Annotated in this window: 18 protein-coding genes; 3 read left to right on the forward strand and 15 right to left on the reverse strand. The window is 42.9% G+C overall.

Going from position 1 to position 22,556, the window contains the following annotated elements; genetic code table 11:
* Positions 1-217: 217 nt before the first annotated feature.
* The gene (locus BMX95_RS13780; protein WP_081204633.1) at positions 218-1,060 is read right to left on the reverse strand and encodes an alpha/beta hydrolase; all 843 of its coding nucleotides are present in this window, start codon (positions 1,058-1,060) and stop codon (positions 218-220) included.
* Between the two features lie 100 nt (positions 1,061-1,160).
* Between BMX95_RS13780 and BMX95_RS13785 the strand changes: the two genes are divergently transcribed.
* Positions 1,161-1,745, forward strand: a complete 585-nt coding sequence (locus tag BMX95_RS13785) for a Crp/Fnr family transcriptional regulator (RefSeq protein ID WP_081204632.1) — start codon at positions 1,161-1,163, stop codon at positions 1,743-1,745.
* On the opposite strand, the gene BMX95_RS13790 is transcribed toward BMX95_RS13785, so the two are convergent.
* The 7 genes from BMX95_RS13790 to BMX95_RS13820 form a co-directional block, all read right to left on the reverse strand.
* Positions 1,731-2,504: a prolipoprotein diacylglyceryl transferase gene (locus BMX95_RS13790; protein WP_081204631.1), complete on the reverse strand. Its 774-nt coding sequence runs from the start codon at positions 2,502-2,504 to the stop codon at positions 1,731-1,733. The two genes, BMX95_RS13785 and BMX95_RS13790, sit on opposite strands and share 15 nt — an antisense overlap.
* Before the next feature lie 34 nt (positions 2,505-2,538).
* A complete protein-coding gene (locus BMX95_RS13795) occupies positions 2,539-2,919 on the reverse strand; it encodes a DUF4064 domain-containing protein (protein ID WP_081204630.1) in 381 nt (126 codons plus the stop codon).
* A gap of 393 nt (positions 2,920-3,312) precedes the next feature.
* A complete protein-coding gene (hmpA, locus tag BMX95_RS13800; RefSeq protein ID WP_081204629.1) occupies positions 3,313-4,524 on the reverse strand; it encodes an NO-inducible flavohemoprotein in 1,212 nt (403 codons plus the stop codon).
* Positions 4,525-4,705: 181 nt separating this feature from the next.
* The gene (locus BMX95_RS13805; RefSeq protein WP_081204628.1) at positions 4,706-5,356 is read right to left on the reverse strand and encodes an HD domain-containing protein; all 651 of its coding nucleotides are present in this window, start codon (positions 5,354-5,356) and stop codon (positions 4,706-4,708) included.
* A 57-nt stretch (positions 5,357-5,413) separates the two neighbouring features.
* Positions 5,414-6,019 (reverse strand): Crp/Fnr family transcriptional regulator, encoded by a 606-nt coding sequence (locus BMX95_RS13810; protein WP_081204627.1) that lies wholly within the window; start codon positions 6,017-6,019, stop codon positions 5,414-5,416.
* 51 nt (positions 6,020-6,070) lie between these two features.
* Entirely contained in the window at positions 6,071-6,835 is a 765-nt protein-coding gene (locus BMX95_RS13815; protein ID WP_081204626.1) for a carboxypeptidase-like regulatory domain-containing protein, read from the reverse strand.
* A gap of 32 nt (positions 6,836-6,867) precedes the next feature.
* A complete protein-coding gene (locus BMX95_RS13820) occupies positions 6,868-7,518 on the reverse strand; it encodes a hypothetical protein (protein ID WP_242673270.1) in 651 nt (216 codons plus the stop codon).
* An 85-nt stretch (positions 7,519-7,603) separates the two neighbouring features.
* Between BMX95_RS13820 and BMX95_RS13825 the strand changes: the two genes are divergently transcribed.
* Positions 7,604-8,605 carry an AraC family transcriptional regulator gene (locus BMX95_RS13825; RefSeq protein WP_081204625.1) on the forward strand — a complete coding sequence of 334 codons (1,002 nt, stop codon included), beginning with the start codon at positions 7,604-7,606 and terminating at the stop codon, positions 8,603-8,605.
* Between the two features lie 71 nt (positions 8,606-8,676).
* Positions 8,677-9,222, forward strand: a complete 546-nt coding sequence (locus BMX95_RS13830) for a L,D-transpeptidase (protein WP_081204624.1) — start codon at positions 8,677-8,679, stop codon at positions 9,220-9,222.
* A 17-nt stretch (positions 9,223-9,239) separates the two neighbouring features.
* Here BMX95_RS13830 and BMX95_RS13835 read toward each other — a convergent pair whose 3' ends face one another.
* The 7 genes from BMX95_RS13835 to BMX95_RS13865 all read right to left on the reverse strand — a co-directional run bounded on the left by BMX95_RS13835 (position 9,240) and on the right by BMX95_RS13865 (position 22,542).
* Complete coding sequence (locus BMX95_RS13835) at positions 9,240-10,541, reverse strand: hypothetical protein (RefSeq protein ID WP_081204623.1); 1,302 nt, start codon at positions 10,539-10,541, stop codon at positions 9,240-9,242.
* Positions 10,542-10,561: 20 nt separating this feature from the next.
* Positions 10,562-11,002, reverse strand: coding sequence for a hypothetical protein (locus BMX95_RS13840; protein ID WP_081204622.1), 441 nt, complete (start codon positions 11,000-11,002; stop codon positions 10,562-10,564).
* 18 nt (positions 11,003-11,020) lie between these two features.
* On the reverse strand, positions 11,021-13,669 hold the full coding sequence (locus tag BMX95_RS13845; RefSeq protein ID WP_081204621.1) for a hypothetical protein: 2,649 nt from the start codon (positions 13,667-13,669) through the stop codon (positions 11,021-11,023).
* Between the two features lie 21 nt (positions 13,670-13,690).
* A complete protein-coding gene (locus BMX95_RS13850; protein WP_081204620.1) occupies positions 13,691-14,137 on the reverse strand; it encodes a hypothetical protein in 447 nt (148 codons plus the stop codon).
* A gap of 232 nt (positions 14,138-14,369) precedes the next feature.
* Entirely contained in the window at positions 14,370-17,501 is a 3,132-nt protein-coding gene (locus BMX95_RS13855) for a glycosyl hydrolase (RefSeq protein WP_081204619.1), read from the reverse strand.
* Positions 17,502-17,524: 23 nt separating this feature from the next.
* Complete coding sequence (locus BMX95_RS13860) at positions 17,525-19,225, reverse strand: RagB/SusD family nutrient uptake outer membrane protein (protein ID WP_081204618.1); 1,701 nt, start codon at positions 19,223-19,225, stop codon at positions 17,525-17,527.
* A 17-nt stretch (positions 19,226-19,242) separates the two neighbouring features.
* The gene (locus BMX95_RS13865) at positions 19,243-22,542 is read right to left on the reverse strand and encodes a SusC/RagA family TonB-linked outer membrane protein (protein ID WP_081204923.1); all 3,300 of its coding nucleotides are present in this window, start codon (positions 22,540-22,542) and stop codon (positions 19,243-19,245) included.
* Positions 22,543-22,556: the final 14 nt, after the last annotated feature.

Here is a 22,556-nt window from a genome sequence, read left to right on the forward strand (position 1 = left end):
GGATGGTTTACATGTCAAATAATGGCATTTCAACCAGTAAGGGTGATGAAAGTAATCTCAAAGAAAAGTGATTACTATAACAAAGATATCCGTATGCATTTGCAAACTGTTAACTAAGACATGGCTATTGGCCAAGTTTTAGAAATGTTGGCCAACCAACAAAAAAGCCATCCCGGCTTACCAGAATGACTTTGCTTCAAACTATAGTACGTACGTATTAAAATGTATTACTGGCCACTCCATACTTTGCTACATAAGTGGCCAGGTGTTTAAGTGCTTTTTTCGATGCTGTAGCATTGATGTCCATAAAAGGCCATACGTGCTGTTCTCCTTCAAAAACAATACACTCCGCAGAAACGCCTGCTTTACCAAATTGCTGATGCAGCAACACGCTGTCATCTTTTAATATTTCAACGCTGCCGCACATGATCAGCGCAGGCGGCAGACCGGCAAGCGCTGCATTAACCGGTGAAATAAGACTGTCTGACAAATTATACTCACCTGCATACATACGTGCACAGATCTGTAAATACCCCTGGGTTAATATCACATCGGTATCTTTGTTTACAATATAACTGAAGTTTTTACACTCCAGGTCTACCCAGGGAGAGATCATAATGCTGTATCGTGGCATTGGCGCTTTCATTTTAATTAGCTTTAGCTGCGTAGCCATAACCAGGTTACCACCGGCACTATCGCCTATTATACCATATGTAATATGGGGGTGCTCCCTGCACAATGTTTCAATCACCTTTACGCAATCATTCAGGCCACCGGGAAAACTATGTTCCGGCGCAAGCCGGTATTCGATCAGCAGGACCTTTCTGCCTAAGGTTTGCGCCATGTAGCTTACCATGGCAATATGCGATTTAACGGAACCATAAATAAAACCGCCGCCATGAATATAAACCACCACATCTTCGTCAACCGTTGTTGGCGGAATTACCCATGCGCAGGGAATACTGGCTATAGATGTATTTTCGACAACAACATTTTTCGCTATTGGATATTGCCTGCCTAACAACTCAAAACCGGCGCGTCCCTCGATCAAATTCACCATCTTATTGATTTATAGCAACAAAATTCAGGACCGGACCCTTTAAAAAAAATTAAGGTATCTTAGTTTTTTTAAAGCAGACATAGAGCAAATTTGTAATCTTATGCCTTTTAATAACATTTTACAAAACATCAGGCGCTTTACTTCATTAAGTACACAGGAAGAAAAGGCCTTTTGCGCTTTATTAAGCATCAGGAAAGTGAAACGGAAAGAATTTCTTCTGCGGGAAGGGACCGTGTGTAATTTTGAATGGTATGTAAACTCGGGCTGCTTCAGAAGCTTTTATATAGACAAAAAGGGCCTGGAACATAATATATATTTCGCCATTGAAGACTGGTGGACATCCGATCTATATAGTCGAACCACCCAGGAGCCTTCCAACTGTAACATCATAGCCCTTGAAGAGTCAGAAGTGGTGCAGATCAAACATGCCGAGCTGGAAGCGTTTATGGTTGAGGTACCTGCCATGGAACGATTTTTTCGTATTTCCTACCAGCAATCCTTAGTGAATCAGCATTTAAAAAATCTCCGGTTATTGTCTATGAATGGCGAGGAGCGCTATATTCATTTCAGAGAAAAATACCCTCAGCTGGCCAAACGCATTCCCCAAAAGCACATAGCAACGTTCTTAGGGCTTACCCCCGAATTCTTCAACACCATACATGCCCGGGTATTACGCCTGCGATAGTGTTTTGCGGGTTTGTAAAAACCTGTTTGCATAAATCAACCCAATACAGGTGATCACGGTAAGAAGGGAGATCATTTGGGAGGGAGACAGTGTGTGTTGATTGAAAATTATTCCCCTGTTGTCAGATCTTAAAAATTCAACCAGGAACCTGAATATGGCATAAGAGATGAGGTACCCATAAAAGGGGTTCCGGTACTTTGTTTGTAGAAGAAATACAAACAAGGCAAGCACAAAAAAGCTTTCATACAATTGTGTGGGATGTATTTTAATCAGTTCGTGAAAGTGATCATAGGGTAAACTTCCCCTGGGAAATACAACGCCAAACACCCCATTTGTTGGACTGCCATAACAACAACCAGCCATAAAACAACCCAATCTGCCAAAAAAATGACCTATACAAAACGGGAGCGATAAAATGTTCAGCGTTTCTAACAAGGGCAATTTAAAAAGTTTCAGGCTTATCATTAAGATCGACAACCCGCTTATCAGACCACCGAAGAAGGTAAGCCCAACCTGACTGATATTTTCAAATGTCAGGTCAATACCCTGTGAATAAGCATCAAAAAGAAAGGCACCTGCAAACCCACCGATGATCGAAACCAACAGGCTTAGATGGACCTTATATTTTTCGTTGTCGCTCTTTTCTTTGAACAACGGCTGGTATTGTAAGTAAAGCATGGCCAGCGCAATGCCAATACCTACAAAAAGATTGTAGGCAGGAATAAAAGCACCCGAACCAATAGGTAAATATCGTAGCATAAAAAAGGTGGGGCAAAGCCCCACTTCTTTTTATTTAGTTTGCCAATACAGGCTTCTTTTGGGTCAATGAAATAACGCCGCCAATGAGGAATAAAATACAAACGATCAATGACAGGATATTAAATGTTACCAGGGTGATCATAGACAAAACACCAGCCAGGATCATCACGCCGCCCCAGGTTTTTGAATTCTTCTTATAAAGAAAAGCGCTTATCAATCCGAGTATGGCAGCAAGTAAACCGATCCACAAAAACGTACTGCCGGCAGCGCTTGTAGTTTGTTCTGTTGCTCCTTCAGCAAGCGTAGACATTCCTGCCGCGCAGGCGCCAGAACAAATGGCAGCCGGAAGTCCTAATATGCCACCGATGATACCCAGGATCATAGGTACATTTGAAATTTTGTTTTGAGTACTCATTTTCTTTTGGTTTAAATTTTTGGGAAGTAAATAATTGAGTTTCTCTTAAAGAAATTTACTGTTCACGCTGGAGGTTACCTGTCATGTATACCGGCGCCTATCTATACCATTTAGTGGAGTGTAAGAAAATGTGTCTTGAACACAGAGTAGGTGTTCATGGGAGTTAAATAGTCTAGACGTTAGGGCTTTCATCAGGATAACTTTTTCATAAACAAGCAAAAGACTCAAGCAATTCTGAAAACGAGGGAATATCGATTTTATTGGCCTACCCGGTTATTTTCAGGAATTAATTGATCAGATTCAACTAACCGTTACTAACGCCGAATGCAGCCCTAAAAATAAAAAAGCCCTGCAAATCAATAGTTTGCAGAGCTTCCCATCTACACATATAAATTAATTCAACGCTAAAACCTGCGGACCAAATTCTTCAAAATAGATCCGCTGTTTGTTTACGCCGGCGGCTACGAGGTCTTTGTACTGTTTTTGAATAAAGGCAGTAGGCCCGCATATAAAATAATGGGCATCTGCTTCCAGGTCAAGTTCCGGCACTTTGTTGATATCCAGGTGGCCTTCCAGAATGCCGGCTTCTTTTTCCTGGCCGGAAAGCTGGTTATAAAATACACGTTGTTTTACCTGCGGATTATCTGCAACAATAGCTGTAAGCTGATCCTTAAAAGCATGCACCGATTCATTACGGCAGCCATGCAGCCAGGTAATGGGATGGGCATGATTTTGTTCGATCAAACTGTGTAACATGCTCATGAGCGGTGTTAAGCCTACTCCCCCGCTGATAAGCACAACCGGTGCATTCATCTCTTCGGTCAATGTAAAATTACCTGCAGGCGCGGTAAGGTCAACCTGGTCAGCTTCATTCACAAACTCATGCAGGTGATTACTGATCAGGCCGTCGGTATGCAGTTCCACTCCTTTTTCCTTTTTAACAGAAATACGGTAGTACTCATTATTAGGCGCACTGGAAATGCTGTACTGCCGGGCCTGTTTCAATTTAAGCTGTGGCAAAAAAATACGTAAGCTAATGAACTGACCGGGCAGATGCGGGGCAACCTTGCCACCATCGGCAGGGTACAAATAAAAGGAGGTGATCTCAGCAGACTCGGCCACTTTTTTCTTCACCAGGAATGGGCGCCAGCCTGTCCAGCCATGGGTTCGTTCAGTTTGCTGTGCATAGATGCCGGCTTCGTGCCCCATCATTATTTGCGCCAACTGGTTATACGCAACCGTCCAGGCGTCAATGATGGCCGGAGTTGCCGCATCGCCCAACACCTCCTGTATTGAAGCCAACAGGTGTTTGCCAACAATACTGTAATGTTCAGGGCGAATATCAAGACTGGTATGTTTATGGCCTATTCTGTCTATTACTGGCATCAGTACGCCCGGGTTGGCAATATTCTCTGCATACGCAAGTACAGCCAGCGCCAGCGCTGTTTGCTGCCGGTCGTTTTTCTGATTGCCCATATTGAACAGGTTCTTCAACTCCGGATGGTGCGTAAACATGCGATTATAGAAATGCTTTGTCAATAAAACCCCGTTTTCTCTCAGTACCGGCACAGTGGCCAGTACCAAAGCTTTTTGCTCACTTGTCATATATAATATATTAATACCTTCTTGTCTTTTTTTAAATGAGAGATCGGGCGCCTGATCTTTGAAAGCACAAAATTAGGCAATGATAATAAAAGACAAAAATATCTTTTTCTATTTTTATAAAAAAAACGTCCCGGGTAAAACCGGGACGCTCCTATTTAAATACGCTTTATCGTTTACCGTTTTATTCGCTCCAGGGTGATTGGAGAATAGCATCGCAAAAATTCAGCCGGTGAAAGTTCGGGATCATATATGCACAGATATCGGCATTCATGTTGCCAAAAGTAGTGTGTGTTTTATGTTTAAAGCCGTCGAAAAAAGTGGGTATTATTGTTTTCTTAAAATCAGACCGCGGGAATTGTTGGAGGATATCTTCCCGTTCCTTTTCAGTGAGTGTACTATAGTCTCTTCCCACTACATCCAACGCCACGCCATAGTTTAACAAAGCTACCTCCGATTCTTTATGTTCAGCTATTCCGGGGCTCGTATGTAAAGCAATGGCATCCCAAACCAACTGCAGCACCTGTTGCGAAAGCCCATGGCTTTTAAGGAAATCACGTGCTGCGTTGGCGCCATCTACCTCAAATCTCAGGTCCTGGCTGCTGTAATGTGGGGTAAGCCCCAGGTCGTGAAATACAGCGCTGACGTACAGCAATTCAGGGTCATACTTTACCTTTTTCTGCATGCCGCCCAATGAGGCAAAAATAAACGTACGTAAGGAATGGTTGTACAGAAACTCCGTGCCATGCTCCAATAACAATGCTGTAGCCTGTTTCGCAATAGTGCTGTCTGGTATTACAATACCAGCAACAGACTGCGGTTTATTTATCGGCATAATGTTACGTTTAGTGGCGAAGTTCCGAATCAATAATCCGGGAGTCCTTAAACAGGTTTAAGAAATATTCTTTTTCCTGATCTCGCTCAAATATTCAGGGGTAAAGCCAAGAAACGAAGCAAGCAGGTACTGCGGGATACGTTGTATAAATTCCGGGAATAGCTGATTGAAATGGCGGTAGAGATCTTCTTTGGATAACTCGAACATGAGCCGGAACCGCACCTGAGAGGCTGCACAGGCCCGTTGAAAAACCAGGTGGAAATAGGCATTCAGCTCGGGAAACTGGTTCAGTAATTCGCGCTGATTGTCGGCAGAAATACACAACACCTCCGTTTTTTCAACAGCCCGGATCGAGAACTGGGCGATGGAACTGTTTTGAAAAGCCATAAAATCTGAGATCCACCAGTGCTCCAATGCAAAATCGGTCGTTTGTTCTATGCCATTCTGCTTCAGGTAATATAAATGCACGCAGCCTTTTACGATGAAAAACTTCTCATAACACCGGTTGCCTTCGTTCAGCAGGATCTCTTTTTTTCTGTAGGTCCTGTGCTCAAAGAAAGACTCCAGTATACTCAGCCTTTCCAAATCAATAGTACAGAACTTCCTTATATGGGAGATAAGGGGCTCCGTTACCAGGGTTTTATTTGCATTATTTGCTGCCATTCTAATGCAAATGTAAAAAAGCCTGTCAATCAATGAAATATTACCCCTTAATTATTCTGTTACATAGAACTCGATATTGTATTCGGTTTCACCCAGGTAACCATATTTGCCAAAAACAATGGTCTTGCTTTCTTCGTTGTTGTCATCGGCATGTCGGTTATTGAGTAATAACTTCTTACCGGCATATACAGCTTTGACGGTATATTTTCCAATGGGCACATCTTTCACCATAAAAGTCCCGGCCACATCCTCTACAGGTCTTTCAAATGAAGCGGCAGCAGTACCATCCATTAAACTGGTTTCACCAGGAAAAGGGGTAAATGACAATCTTACTTTTGTCATATCCACATCTGCACCAAACTGGTACAGATCAACATGCGCACCATAGTAGCCGGTACCACCCGGTCGCGGGCCACTTAGCTTCCATTTAAAGTTTCGTACGGCACCACTTGCTTTATTAAAAGCATCGGTTTTATCAGGCTCCAGGTCAAACTTATAGGTTTGTCCGTAGGCAGTTTTAGTAAGCTGGGCCTTGGCCGTCCAATCGCCTGCAGGATCATCCGGCAACGACACCTGGTATTTGCCTTCCTCATCACTGGAAGCGGAGAGATAACTGTTATACCACACCGTGTGCTCGATAGTTATCCGGGCTTCTTTCACCGGAACGTTTCTGGCATCGGTGACACTGCCACTCACGGTGCTTTTTTTCGTTTCGGGCTTTTCAGATAACACCTTATCATTATTATTTTTACTACACGCTGTCACAACAACGCTGATTAGAAATGGCATAAGCATACCGCACCTGTTATATTTCATTTTTATAATTTTTTGAACTTTACCGGATACTTTCAGGCAACTTTTGAGAGCTGCACTTTCTGTTCGGGAATCATCTCAGCCTCATAATCTTCTGGCATGATAAGCTGTTTCTTAAAAATAGATCTGACCCAGTAAGCGACAACAAGCCCGGCAGGACTGCTGATCGATAGCCAGGTGGCCAGGTCCTTCGCAATTCCCTGCAGGTCCTTATACCAAAGCAGGTGTGCGCCCAGGCCTATGACAATACCAGTTATGGCTGCCAGCAGGTAGACCAGGATGCATTGTCTTACCCATTTGGTAGGAAATTTAACCAGCGGTTTTAACTGGATGGCATTGATCAAACCAATTGACAGGAACATAAACAGGATATCGAAAGGAATAAATAAGGTATAATAACCAAGCCAGAACACACCGGGTGTAATGATTAAAAACGGCCAGATGCCAGCCAGGGTTTTCCGCTCCTCCACCAGCTGGAATGTTTTGTTCCGCGTTATTACAAGAAGGAAAACAAAGACAACAAGCGACAGGGTATGCATTATAAACTGCGGGGTTGTCAACAGCCTGTCGTGATCGCCGGTAAAACCGTGCGCTATAAGCGGATGAAAAAGACCTAAGGCACCGGTATAAACCACCAGGTTGCCAGCTACCCATTTTTTTAAAAATATGTTTTTACCTGATTTCATATATTTTCGATTTACAATGCAAAGCACCGCTATTTTACAGGCAGGAAAAGAGGTATTTTCTGCCTAAAATGATATATTTTACGTCATGGGTTTACCAGGAACGACCATTCGCACTATTTTTCAGACTGCCACTTCAATGGGTGCAGCTTTTGGTACACTTTGCCAGATGTCGGGCGTTAATCCTGAGGAAATTAGCGACTCGGAACACATGGTTGAATGGGAAAAGGGGGCGCTTATTTGGGTACCTCTATTGAAACTATCGGGCGACCCGTTGATTGGGCTGCATATAGGTATGAGCGCAAAAAGGGTTCTTTATGGAATGTTTGGCTTTTTAATCCAAAGCAGCAAAGACGTTGATCAGGCCCTTCAGATGGTACACCGGTATGGTCATATGCAGGCGCCTATGATTGAATACAGGTATACAGTTAAGGAAATGGCTGTGCTGGAAATTGAGCAAAACCCAATATGGGTAATGAAATATCCGGAACCTTCCAGACAAGCCAAAGATTTTTTAATAGCAATCATAGTCACTACACTCAGCTCCCTCACAGGAAAAAATATTGTTCCGGTAAGAATAGAACTAACGGGCGAAATGCGGGAGATTTCGGAATACAGAAAGCACTTCGGTTGTGAGGTGCTTTTCAACAAGGATGTTAACCGGATTATTTTGAGCAAAGAAGATATCTCAACCCCCATACTCACAAGCGATCAATCCATGTTTCAGACATTCAGCTCCATCGTTGCCGATAAACAGGCATTGCTGGAAACCAATAGTACCAGTGAGAATTTGAAGCAGGTTTTATTTATGCAGTTCAAAGGGAGGATCCCAACGATTGAAGAAGCAGCCTCCGCCCTGAATATGACCCCACGCAATTTGCAACGTAAACTGCTGCAGGAACAAACCACCTTCCGCGATATTGCCGGTGAAATAAGAAAAGAAATTGCTTTCCAGCTCATGCAAAACCCGGCCATAAAAATAACCGAGGTTTCCGACATCTTAGGTTATTCAGACCTGACTGCATTCAGGAAAGCATTCAAATCCTGGACGAATGCAACGCCAAGGGAAGTAAGAAAAGGACGGGCGTAAAGAATAGGTGTTTTCCCCGTTGACTTGCCCTCGTTCGGGTCCTAACTTAGAGGAAGGTAATAACCAAGCATATGTCAAAAATTGTAGTACAACTCAACGCCGACAGAACCCTGGGTGGCCAGTTAAAAGTTGTCAATAGCTCAGGCGCTCAACAAGGTTTTGGCTTTGCTGCTCTTGGAAAGGCAGCCAATAATGATGCTGCGGCTCACGGAAATCCCGGTGCTAATCAACTGTTCCTTTTTGGAGACACGCCCACAGGTACCTATTCAATTAAAACGATCACAGACGGGCCATATAAAGGGAACACAAAAAGTTATGGTCCCAATGGCGTATTCAAACTTGATCCGGTATCAGGCAATGCAGCGCTTGCAGAGACAAATGGCCGGATAGGAATATTAATTCACGGTGGAGATTTAGGTCCTAATGCACAGCTTAGGCGAACGAATGGATGCCTGCGTATGCGCAATGACGAATTCCTTGCGTTGAAAACGCTGGTACAGAATCTGTCTATTAGTGATCCTGTTGATGTTCTCGAAGTTTTCGAAAATGGAACTTCTGCTGATCCTTCTTTCAATAATGATACCTGTGGTGATGGAGATCCTCCTCCTGACTTTTAATTAAAGGGATCCCCAGACTAAGTTTGTTTATCTAAATTGACTAATATAACTTCTCCATCGAGGTTTGGTATTTCATTCACATTACCTGACAGTATGATTTCAGTATTGTCATCCTTTTTCAACTTTCCCTTCCAGGTAGCAGTAATCTTTTTATATATTTCCCGATCATATTCTTTTGCTACAAAATCGAAATTAGATCCATCTTCCGGCGTGGCGGGTATCTCCTTCTTGTTATCGAGGGACATTAATTTAACAACAGAAGTTCTGAAACCTTCACCTGACCCGGAGATAAATTTCTTTTCATCCTCATTTAAAGTATTCCCTGCAGCCAGTTTAATTCTTGCCACCTTAGCGGGAATTACATTTTCCCGGGATTTAAATAATAAATAGGTAGCACTGCTAATACCACTTAATGCCAGTATGGTACCATCCAGCTCGGGTAACTCGTTTAGATTTTTTGGATTATTGTAACGATATATGTAAATAATTATGGCAACGAGGGTCCAAATAACATTCTGATATCTGTGAATTGAAATGGCACCGCTTTTATCTGACAAGATATCCCTGAAAAAACCTTGTGAAGGCTGATTTTGACCGCGCTGAACATTATTCTCGATCTCTGTAACGTCCATTATAGCCCCAACCGTAAATGTACCGGCTGAAATACCCATTAATATTAATGCGGTCTGATTAATTCCACTTATATCCCGCTTATCCCACAGGATGGCATACAGGTATACGCTACTTACTATAAAAGTCCAGACAGCCAGTTGGGTTCTTGCCAAAGAATAGGGTTGTTTAACGATAGGGGTTGTTCCATTTAGTGACAACAATTCAACGTTTACCTGATTAATTGTTTTCCAGTTGCCAACAATATCCCTTAACAAATCCTGGTATTGGGCCAGATAAAGAAATAATATAAAAACACCCGCTATGAAAACCAAAGTAAGTCCCTGGTTTACACGTAAATTATTATGTTTAAAGCTAACTTTATAAAATTCCAGGGTTAAAGACTGACTTAATGTTAGCGAATCCGAAGGTGAGTTGTTACCTGTTTTCTGGATTGCCAGCCTAAAATCATTCCAATATTTTTTAATATCCTCGCCGATATATTTATTATTATTTATCTCATAATTCATCTGCGCTATAGTCTCTATATTGTCTTTATAGTAATTCTTCTTTGTGGACCGACTTATTGCTTTTGACACTTCCGTTTTAATGCCATCAATTGATGCAACCGCATTGTAATTATCCCAATAAATGAAGCAAACAACCACAAAGACAATAGAAATTAAAATTGTCCCATAATGCTTCTTCATAATCTTTTAAGTTAAAACGGTCAGTTTATTTTTATGTATAGATACAGTGAGATATTTCGGGGACGGGTTTCCAGCCCTCCGTATTCGGAGCTGGACATTACACTTCTTCCATACCTAACATCGTGTCCGCCTTCACAGCCATTGGTCCCCAAATCATTGTCCATAACCGCATGAGCAGGTGAAATTTGATGAGCATGACTTTTAAATGCATCGGCCTGATAATTTCCAATGGCTCTATTGCCGTCTGCATCGCCCTGGTTTACATCCCTGCCTTCATTCATACTTCTTAAGAAAAGCCCGCGTGCATCTGGAAGAATGGTCAGACCGCTTAATCTGAATAATTCCGAATCCTGAATATTCCGACCATCCATCAATACCCATCCTTCTCCATTTACCTGCCTGAAAACAGCAGGTTCCAACACAGAATACTGTACATTGCCCAAATCAGCATTTTTTTGCATAAAGTGTCATTTTATTATTTACGATTGAAAGAAAAAGACCTCTTTGTAAATACTTTGTTGATCGGTTGATAATTTTTGAAAAAAACCAATGTCAATAAGTGCCGTTATTATTTTTTCTTTAGCTTCCAATAGCGACGAAAGGGCACTGGTTTGCAGCATTTGCCCTTCCTCTATTATTGTTAAGTCAGGTACTGGTAGCCGAATTTTCTCAGCAGCTGGTGATCTTTTAAAGAAAAGACAAAGTATCGGGTTTGCAGGGTTGAGATCATCAAAGCCAAATTCAAGTTTTCCCTGCCCATACTTTAGCAGGGTGTTTAAATCATTTAATTTAGTGTGATTGTTGTTTACCTCGTAATACAAGTATGAAAATACATTTAGATCGCCTTTATCTATTTTAGTATTAATAAAATAGGCAGCTAAATTCTTCCCCAGTAATTCATTTGTTTTTAAAGCTTCTATCGTTAGCTGATAGTTTGAATCATCATTCCCATAAAGCGCATTGTTAATGAACGGTATCATTACCGTACCGGCCAGGATGGACTGTTGGATTATGCTATAATTGACGGCATCCAGCAAATTGGTAAGGCTCCCTTTTGAACTCCCTAATTTATCTTTAATATCCGACTGATGTACTATTAATTCATCGTATGTAGAATAGGGTTCAAATTGATTATTTTTACTAAGGATAAAAAAGGGCTGCAATTCAATATACTGTTGTACTAGCTTGGCAATAAAATAGGCATTAAAATAATTTTCTGTTGCCGTATCAAAATTATAAGTTGCTTTATCTAATGACAGGTCATAACCTTGTTGATAAGTATTGAATTTATTTTTTTGTGGCGGGAGTAATAACAGATTTTTTGTCTTGGTATCATTGGTTATTTTAGGAAATATGTTTTTAAAAAGGGCAAGTGAATTTTTATAGCTTTGAGATTCAAAAAAAGCAAGGTCTTTAAATTTCTTTCCCTGCAATCCCGGAATGAGGAAATCCTGCCTTATTACATTTTGTAAATTTTTTGAACTCGAAGTGATCCCCAGCAATTCCTTTAACGCATCGATAGTTAATTGATATGCCGCATACCATCTTCTGTATAATTCCAATCCTGTTAACTCTTTGAACTGCTCTTTTCCTTCGATTACCACCTCAACCAGGTTATACTGGTTGTAAATTAAATAATCCAGCATCTGGGTATTCAAATCCAGCTGTTCGGCTATGTTTTTTAACTGGTTGGAAATTAGTTGAAGGGATTGCATAATGTTCTTATAGGACTCCTGAATCATTTCTGCAAGCTTATCAATCTTCATTTCGATTTGATCCAACCGTTCATTCAACTGATTAAAGCCTTTTTGCATTTCTTCGAACATTTGCTCTTCCAGTGAAGGACCACCTCCGCCGAATAGTCCGCCCAGGCTTCCCAATGCGCCAATAATACCAATAGGGTTTGGAGGCATCAAAGAGGTTGCTATACCAATGGCAATTTTCGTATATCCAACAAACTTGCCGACTGATTTAGCAGCATTCTTAAAGACACCAAACTTTTCCATGGCACCTGAAATCGCATCCAGCCCTGCAAGGGTTTCTGTGGCAAAATGTACAACACTTGAAAATGTTGGCTTTTTAAGTTCCTCAAGCTTGTTTTTAAAATCATTGAGATATTCCCCTGAAAAGATCTTGCCGGCTTTATCTTTATAAGAGTCGATAGAATCAATAAACTTTATTCCTTGTTTTATATAATTATTTAAGCAATTAATATGAAATAAATTTTCCGCAATAAGCCTGGCATGTTCTATTTGCTTTTGTCCTAACGCATGCAAATCAACGGTCCCATTTTTTAAAAAGTCATTAATTTCACCTTCCAATTCTTTTATTTGTTGCTCACGCTTACCCACATCATTTTTGAACTTATCTATCACGTCATTGACAACACCTTCATTTTCCGTCAGTTTCTTTACACTATCACCCAGCTCTTTAAAAGATTTTTTTGCAGCAGCTTCTGCTTCCTGTCGAACATTTAGGAACTTTTGGGAAAACCTTTTCTTAACATCCCCTTCTAACGATATAATGATCTCATTGGGATTATTTTTGATTAAGTTATTTGCCTGATTGATCACTTCGTTTATAAGGGCATCACTCAAATTGTAACCGGGCAATTGCGCTTTAATTTGCGAAAGCTTTTTTGCCAGTTCTACCTCGCCTATTTCTTTAACCTTAACACCTTGTTTCGACAGGTATGACAATGAAGCATTCACCAATTCATTCAGATCGTTCTTTTTTGAATCAAGGTATTCTTTCAATGAATTTACTGCGTAGTCATTGATGCTTGTTGCCAATGCGGGAGCCAGTACCTTGTCTACATATTTCCCGCCTGTACTAACGGTAAATTTTCTAAAACCGTCATTTATATACTCACTTAAATTAGTTTTATTTACCTGTAATATTATTTCTTTGGGCAAGAGGCTGGCAAAGGTATTATTTAGCTGTTCTTCATACTGGTGCAGGTATTTCTTTCTATCATCTGCATTTTGCAGCAGCTGCTTCAATCCTTTGCCCACTTCACCTTTTCCCAGTCCTTTTTTTCTGATTTCGCCTTTTATTATCCCGGATATTTCTCCAGAAAAGTTGCTTATGTCAATTCTGGAAATAATTGTTTGCAGTGTATCTGGCATATCTCATATTTTGAATGGATGCTAATTCATCTTGATGTAAATATAAACGGCAATGTTTCGTGGTCTTGTTTCTAAACCGCCACGTTCCGTGGTAACATCGCCTACAACCACTTGTGTTAAACCATCGCTTTTAGCAGCAGGTGGAAAATCACTGGAGTCAAAATTTAAATCGGCGTGAAATTTAAGTCTTACCTGATGATTGTGGGCCTTAAAGTCATCAACCTGCAATGATCCGATGGAGCGATTGCCATCCGGATCGCCGGTTTGCAGATCCCGCCCCTCATTCATTCCTCTTAAGAAAACACCTCGTGCATCCGGCAACTTATTGAACCCTAATTTTCCAAGTTCTGAATCTACCCCTATCTCCTGCCCTGCTAACAATTCCCAACCAGGATACAGGCGGGTAAAAATACCTGGCTCTAAAATTGAATATTTAATTTCCCCAATTAAGCCATTATCGGTTGACATATGCTTTTATTTTAGGTAAAGTATTTACCGATTAATTGGGTTTCCATATACGGAGTGTTTAACGCGTGCAGATCTATATATCGAACCTTGTAGATGGTTAGTTCGATCACTTAATCAAATGTCAGCAATAAAACCATTTAGAACATACCGTTTTTTCACCGTATTTTACAAAGAGCGTAAAATTAAATACCGTGAAAACACCTGGGGAAATCAAGAATAATATTCCTATTTTTTATTCAACCGGCTTCAACATTCTCTTCTCCAACATCTGCAAGGTAACCGGTCCCAATAATCCGGATGGCCGTAAGTATTTATCTGCATCTGGTTGATCGAATTTCTTCACATTTGTTTTTGTCCTTCTTTGCCACTCCGGTAATTTGCTATCCCCTATTAAACGGTTGGGCCAGAGATTTACAACTGTTACCTCCATTTCATTTTCTCCCGCATGAATATAGCCGGTAACCTCATATTGAAATGGTGCACACCAGCGAACTGGTAATTTTTTCCCATTTATAGTCAATGATGCCATCTCAAGCACATTCCCCAAATCAAGCATCACTTTGGCATCCTTTACATGCTCATTACTAATTGTAAACTTCTTATTGTATACAGCAGTCCCGGAATAGTACTTTACTCCCGGATCAAAAAAGACAGTCCATGATTGTAACGTATCAACCTTTATTTGTGCAGGCCCACCCCATGCAGTATCAAACCTGATTTGCCAGGGGCCTGTAACAGGGACAATAGTGACGGGTTGTGTTGCATCGATCGTATTCACAGTTCCATTCGACCAGGTCACCCTATAATTACCCGGTTTTGTTACAACAGCAGCCATAGCACTACCTGCTATATTAAAGTCAATGGATGGTTGATTGCTCTCCTGCTGCTGATTTCCCGGAAAGAAAGATTTACCGTCTATAGCTATGCTTACGACATGCGGTGCGGTAACTTTCTTACGAAAGATGATGAATTTAGATCCTTCCGGTTCAAAAAACAGGGGAATAACAGTGCGGCCTTTTTCTTCCCGCCAGACTTCGATCTCTTTTATTTCACCAGTAACCGGATCCCATACTTCAGGTACCATCCCACTTACCCTGAAAGCGCATTCGACCTGCTCAAACCGGTCAGGAAGTGTAGACGTGTACCGGAACTCGAAGTCATTGATCCCTTTTTGAGCAAAGCGGTTCGACAAAAAATAAATATCAGCCTCTTTCCCCTTCCGGTGAATGTAATCGATCGCCGTTTCTGAGCGGGTACCGGCAAATGAAAAATCGGGCAACACCTGCATTTCTTTAAGCACCGTATTTACATCTTTGCCAAAGATCACCTTCCCGTTGCCATATTTATTTTCCGTGATTTGCATGCCATCGATCTTCCCCCACATGCGGGCAGCAATAGCAGCGATCTCTTTATCGGCAAGCGGAAAGTCTGTCATCGAATTCGACTTCACCGGCCGTGGAGCTATTATAGTAAGTCCTGCTTTCACGAGCAGCTCCAGTTTACGCAACAAAGCGAGGTCGATACTCTTTTCATTGGGCAGCACTAACAGGCGATAACTCGTACCGTCCCGGAACAGCAATGTATGATCCCGCACCGTAACATTTTTTAGCAAGGCGTCTTTTGAGCATTTGTCCCAGTCGTACCCCAACGCAAGGTCTTTGATATCTTCTTTGGTAAATACAAAGGAAGGCACGTCGTCGCCATAATAATAAAGCACGTCGCCTACAAACAGGCCCTGAGCCAGCAGGTAACTGCAGCGGTTGAGGTAGTTGATGAAATCACCAGCCTGCTTCCACCAGGTAACATTGGGGTTCAGGTGTGTGCCTGCGAAATACTCGTTACCCGGTAATCCAAACTCCTTTGGCGAAGAAGTAAATGTATGCCATACGATCCTGTTCACGCCTGAACAAAATACGCGATCTATATTGGCCTTTAATTCCCGGGGCGCCCGTTCCCACTGTGGCCCGATGGTGGTTGGCCCCTCGGCGCCTACATATCTTTTTGCATTGGTGTGGGCTACACTGGCACTTTGTTTTACAACAAGCCGTTCATCGTCTTTAACCCTATGTGTATTGGAAGTGGCCCAAAACTCACCCTGTGGAAAGTCATTGATGGCCATTACCTTCAACGCATCTACCGGTGCAGAATGCGGCCCGCCCGATTCAGGATGAATACCCAGCCCCCTGGCATGCGCCAGGTCACTGAATAGCTGGTAATGATAGGTCGCAACACAGTCCCCTATCGTTTGCCGGTAATCGTGGAGGAAACGGTTACTTTGTTCAACGGTGCCTACCACATAACCGGCCAAAACAGGCAGGTAGGGAAACAGGTTATAGCCCCTGAATTTCTTAAACTCGGCAGGAAAGTTATTTGTCCAACCCACATTGCCCATCTCCCAACTGTCGGTCTGCAAAAAATGAAGACTATTGCCGGCTGATTTTGCCGTTTCAATCAATGGAACAATCACGTCAGCACTGAATTTCTTAAACGCCTGCGGGTTCAGGTGGTCTAATGAAAGCCCCTCCCAACCATCACTATTTGTGGAGGTGCTTGCACCGGTACAGGTCCAGCCATATCGAATAATTGTCCATTTTCCTGCAGGTACATCCCAGTTTAAAACACCATCCTTACAGGTAGCGGTGAGGTCCACAATACCGGTGGTGGCTATCCCCTTTGTATTTTCTTTTTCTACATCTTCTTCACGCAATTTGTACAACGGGTAGGTACCCCGAAAACCAAATGACTGGTTGAATGACTTTATACCCCAGTTTTTGATAGCACTGTCTTTTAAAAGAAAACCGGCAGGCTCTTTAAAAGCCTGCACGGCTATATCTTTATAAAGTAATTTATAAGCGGGCTGCGGCAATGTTATTTCCACTTTCTTGCCACCTTCTATGGTTGTGACGGAGAAAACGATCCGCTTCAAAGCCAGTTCAGGCGTGATCATAGGCCCACCGGGGTTCCATCCGCTTTGCACATTCACGCTCAATTCTATTCCAAGCCGCTGTGCTTCGCTTACGGCATGTTTATAAAGGTCCATCCATTCCGGGCTCATAAACACCGGCCCTGCCTGGGTTTTATTAGCAACGGCATAATTCGAACTGCCGGCATCAACGATCGAGGCCCCGCCATAGCCGTTCGCCTTCATTTCTTCCAGGTCCCGGGTAATGGAGGCTTTGGTGGCCATACTGTTTAGCCACCACCAATAACATCTTAATTTCGCTTCCTGCGGCGGTTGTATAAATCCTTTCCGAATTTCTGTATATGATATGGAATCTGAGGTACGTAATGAATAACCAGCTTGTTGAGCGGTTAATGAGGCATATACCAGCAAGACAGCAACAAGAACAATAAACCTTCTCATTTAATAATATTATTATTGAACAATTACCAGCCTGGATTTTGATCGAGCTTTACATCTTTGTTTGCATCTATCACTAACTGCGGTATTGGCCATAGATTGTATGGCGTATTTAATGTTGCGCCTGCTTCCGGCCAGAAGGCATACTTCTTTATCCGGTCTACGGCAATGGTGCCACCCATGCGCAGCAGGGTATTCCACCGGCATTCTTCGTAAACCAGTTCACGTGTCCGCTCGTCGAGTATTAAATTGAATTTATCATCTACATCTGCTGCGGTTACCTTATAGGTACAGTTGGCCCGTTCGCGCAGCAAATTAATATCAGCCGCAGCACCGGCCTTATCGCCGCTGCGTTGTTTGGCTTCTGCACGCAACAGGATTGTTTCCGGCAGCCTGATGAAGTAGTCGTCCCTAAACAGGTTACTCATATTCTCTCCATCGGCTACGCCTGTATATTTATCCGTGGCAATTTTGCAACTGATGGGATAGTCGAGGCTCTGGTTGTCTTTGTTGTTGTATAATTCAGACCAGGGTACCGGTTTGCCAAAATAAGGCGACGAAGATACATTCCCCAGAATGATCCGGCGGAATACGATATCGGTATTGCGCATGTCATCAGACCACTTATCTGCATAAACACTGTCCCGGGTATACAAGGTAGGGTTAATTTGTGAAATGCCACGACCACCCACGTCTTCTGCCGTTCCCTGCAGATGTGCAGGCGCGCCGTTTCGAAACACAGGTCCATACGTGCGGGAATAGGGCAGCTTGGAGCGGGTATCTTCAGCGCGATAAGCGGCATAATCAATTTGAATGGCCCAAATACATTCCTTGTTACCATCCTGGTAGTTCACATTATTTTCCTGGAACAGGTCCCAGTACACGTTTCCCTTTGCTTCGGTTTTGCGGGCGCCGAAACGGGTTTTCATCAATGAATAAGTTCCACCGTTGATCACCTTATTACCATATTCAATAGATTTTGTAAATGCGGCTTGTGCAGCTCCCCCATTACCGTCTGCTGCCAATTGCGTGCCCATGGCCAGGTACAATTCGCACAGGTTGTGTTGTGCAGCCCCACGTACCAATCGCCCCCCTGTAGCAGTTACTTCCGGCAAATCATTTTCGATAGCCAGTAATTCATCGATCGCATATTGATAGGTTTCTATACGGGTAGCGCGCGTATAATCGTACCGGGCCACTTTTGTAATATCGGTTACAATTGGCACCCCGCCGAACAGTTCGGCCAGGTTTCGATACGCAAAAGCCCTGAAGAAGCGGGCCTGAGCAACGGCATATGCTTTTTCCACTGGTGAAGACCAGGAAATGTTGGGCAGCTCTGCGCTGTAGATAGCGAGATTTGCTTTCGCAATTATCTGGTACCAGGTACTAAACGCATTATAGAAAGTGCCATGATTGGCATTGATAGTACCATAGTTGTTGAATGTATTTGCACGCCTTATGCTTGGTACATCGTACATATCGGTACCATTGCCACGAAATACAAAAATCCAGTTTTCTTCATTTGGATTGGCCCACAGATCCCTTAACTGGGAATATATGGCCACTACAGCCTGGTCAATCTGGGCTGAAGTAGAAAAGATATTATCGACCGTATAAAATGTTTCCGGTTTTGTATCCAGAAATTTATTGTCTTTTTTAGAACAACCTGCTGCAACGATCATAAGCGTTAGCAGTAGTATATGTATGGTGTATGTTACTTTTTTCATGAGGAAGAATTGATGGCTTAAAAACTTAGATTGGCACCCAGCGAGTAAGAGGTGGGAACTGGAAATGTGTTCGACTGAACGGTGGTACCTGTTTCAGGATCGCCGCCTACCCATTTGGTAAAGGTCGCCAGGTTTCTACCAGATGCAAATAACCGCAAGGAGTTGACATGGTTTTGCTTCAACCAGGCCCCATCGAAGGAATAGGCAATAGACAGATCCTGTATCCGCACAAACGATCGCGACTGAAGCCCGAGGAAACGGCTGTCACCGGAAAAATAGGCAGAAGGATAGATATTGCTGGGGTTATCTGGTGTCCAGTATGGCTTTGAAATACTGTTATCATTAAAGCGACCAGTGCCGGAAGTCATAAAGGCTCCTGTATTACTCCTTAGGTAAGTATTATTTCCGCCAAAAATACCTGAGACCATCAGGTACACATCAAACTTTTTATATCGAACGGTATTGCTGAGGTTTAACCGGAAATTTTCTTTCTCATATCCTACAATGGTACGATCGTCCGGATCTATTTTTCCATCGGGGATCAGATCAACATATTTTGGCGCACCAGGGGCGGCACCGGTCATGGCAATATAGTCGTCATCTTTGGCCTGAACGATCCCATCCTGTTTATACCCATAGATGGCGCCCAGTGGTTTCCCAATAAAAAAATTATTGGCGATATCATCGTCTTCGTGGCCATCATTGTTCTTGTCTTCCTGATAAAGATGTTTGAGTTTGTTGTTGTTTTTCCAGAAGGTCAGTTCCGAATTCCAACTCAAATTCTTTCGTTGCAGGTTCACGGTCCTGACGGTTAACTCAACACCCGTATTATTAACCTGACCAAGGGACGACAATTGATCTTTAAAGCCGGTCATAATGGGAATGGTGCGGAGGAAGATCTGATCGGTGGTTTTAGAGAAATAAATATCGAGGTCAACAAAAAGCCGGTTCCCTAACCAGCCGGAGGTAAACCCGAAATTGGTAGCGGCAGTTTTCTCCCAACCCAGGCTGGAATTACCGAGTGTGTTTTGCACGAGCCCGTAATAAACAGTTCCCAGTGCATTCGAAAATTCATAACGGGCATTTCCAGCTGCTCCGTTGGCTACCTGCGACAAGGTTGCGTATGGACTTAACCCCTGGTTACCATTCTGCCCCCACGAAAACTTCAGCTTTAAATCATTCAGCGGGGTAAAACCAGCCAGGAAAGGTTCCGCGGATGCGCGCCAGGCACCACCAATGGCAGCAAAATTGGCCCATCGTTTATCTTCGCCAAATACGGAAGCCCCATCCCGACGCCAGGAAGCGGTTAAAAAGTACTTATCGTTAAAAGAGTAATTCAGTCTGGCGAGGTAACCGATATTCGACCGTTCTCCATTGGTAAGATTTACTTTTTGTACGGCCGCTTTTGACAATCCATAGATCCCCAATGCGGTGTTGCCATTTGCAGTAAAATTGCTGCCGGTTGAATTATTTATTTCATACCTGAAATGGTCTCTTGTTGCTACTCCTGTTAGTGTAAGGTGATGCTGGCCTATTGATCTGTCATACGTAAGAATATTGTCGAGCACATAACTTTTTGCAGTACTATCCGACAGGTTCCCATTCGCATTGGCCAGTAAACTTTGAACCGAGGCGGGATCATATCTGCCGGGGATACCGGAACCCTCTTTGACATAGTATGTCTCGTAGGTAAAAGAGCCGGACTCTCTTCGGGCCTGGTTATTCAACAGATTCAGTCTGTAACTTAACCCTTTGATCCAGGGCACGGAAACGACAGCATACGTATTCAAACGGAAAGTGGTATAGATATCAACATTATCTACGGTTCCATCCTGAATGCCCCAAAGCGGATTGGCGAGTGATTGGGTATAGGGAAACTTTTCCAGGTGTCCCAATGAATCGCGGTATACCACACCATAAGGTGACATCAACTGGGCGGCCGAGATACTGGCGGCATTGCCGGAGTAATCTCTTTTTGACCAGCCGGCGTCTACTCCCAGTTCAAACCAGGAGGTGATCTTTGTATTCACTTTTCCCAATGCAGACAGGCGATTGAATTTATCACCAACCACAATGCCTTTATTATCGTTATAAGAACTGGATAAATAGTAATTGACATTGGCGGCGGCGCCAGACACAGACGCTGAATAATCCTGTATAACACCTGTCTGTGTAACCAGGTCAAGCCAATCCGTTTCGTTGCCGGCATTATAATTTTCCAGTTCTCCCGGCATCAGCCAGTTTAAACTACCCGGTGCATATTTATTACGCGCATTTACCACTTCTATCCATTCCTGCCCCTTCATCATTTTAGGCCGCTTTTGCCAACGTTGTAATGCCTGGTCGGTTTTGACGTTAATGACCGGTTTACCGGATTTACCTTTCTTCGTATTAATGGCAATAATACCATTGGCAGACCTGGAACCGTAGGTAGCTGCTGATACCGCATCTTTCAGAATGTCGAAGCTGGCGATGTCATTTGGATTGATATCACTGATTGCACCTAAATATATAACACCATCCAGCAGAATAAGCGGATCGTTGGAGCCGCTGATAGATCGTTGTCCCCGGATCAATGTAGAAGGCTGACCACCGGCTGTATTCACCGGACCAAGGTTCAGTCCTGATACATTTCCCCGCAGTGCTTCCAACGCATTCATATTAGGCATTAATGACAACGCAGAACCATCTACCTTAACACTGGTAACCGCACCCATAACATCTTTTCGCCTGGCAGTTCCATACCCTACTACCACTACATCGTTCAATTTAGAAAAGTCCTCACTCAGGGAGATCGTTACGTTATCGTTTCCATTCAATGGATGTTCCAGTGTAACATACCCTACAGACGACACAACCAACACGGCCTGGTTATTGGTAACCAATATATTAAACTCGCCCTGTTCATTGGCATTTACGCCATTACTGGTGCCTTTTTCCTGCACCGTTGCACCTGCCACTGCCTGGCTTTGTGCATTGATCACTTTGCCATGTATTGTTACTGCTTTTGTTTCCTCGCCCTTACTTACAATTACAATAAGGCTGCCATTGATGGCCTTATAGCCAAGCTTTGTATCGGCCAGTAACCTGGTAAGAAATTCGGTAACCGGTTCATTGTTTACATCGACATTTACCAACGCCTCATCCTGAAGCAGGTTGTCGTTGAATACAAACCGATAGTCAGTCTTCTTTTCTATTTCAAGAAACACATGGCCTAACGTTGCCTGTCGAAGCCTGAGTGTTACCCTTGTTTGTGAATGAACATTGGCCGAAAGTTGCAGACATAATACGCAGGTGAGTAAGAACGTCAATTTCATAGCCAAAATGATTT

The organism is Niastella yeongjuensis, assembly GCF_900110245.1.
Taxonomy (GTDB): Bacteria; Bacteroidota; Bacteroidia; order Chitinophagales; family Chitinophagaceae; genus Niastella; species Niastella yeongjuensis.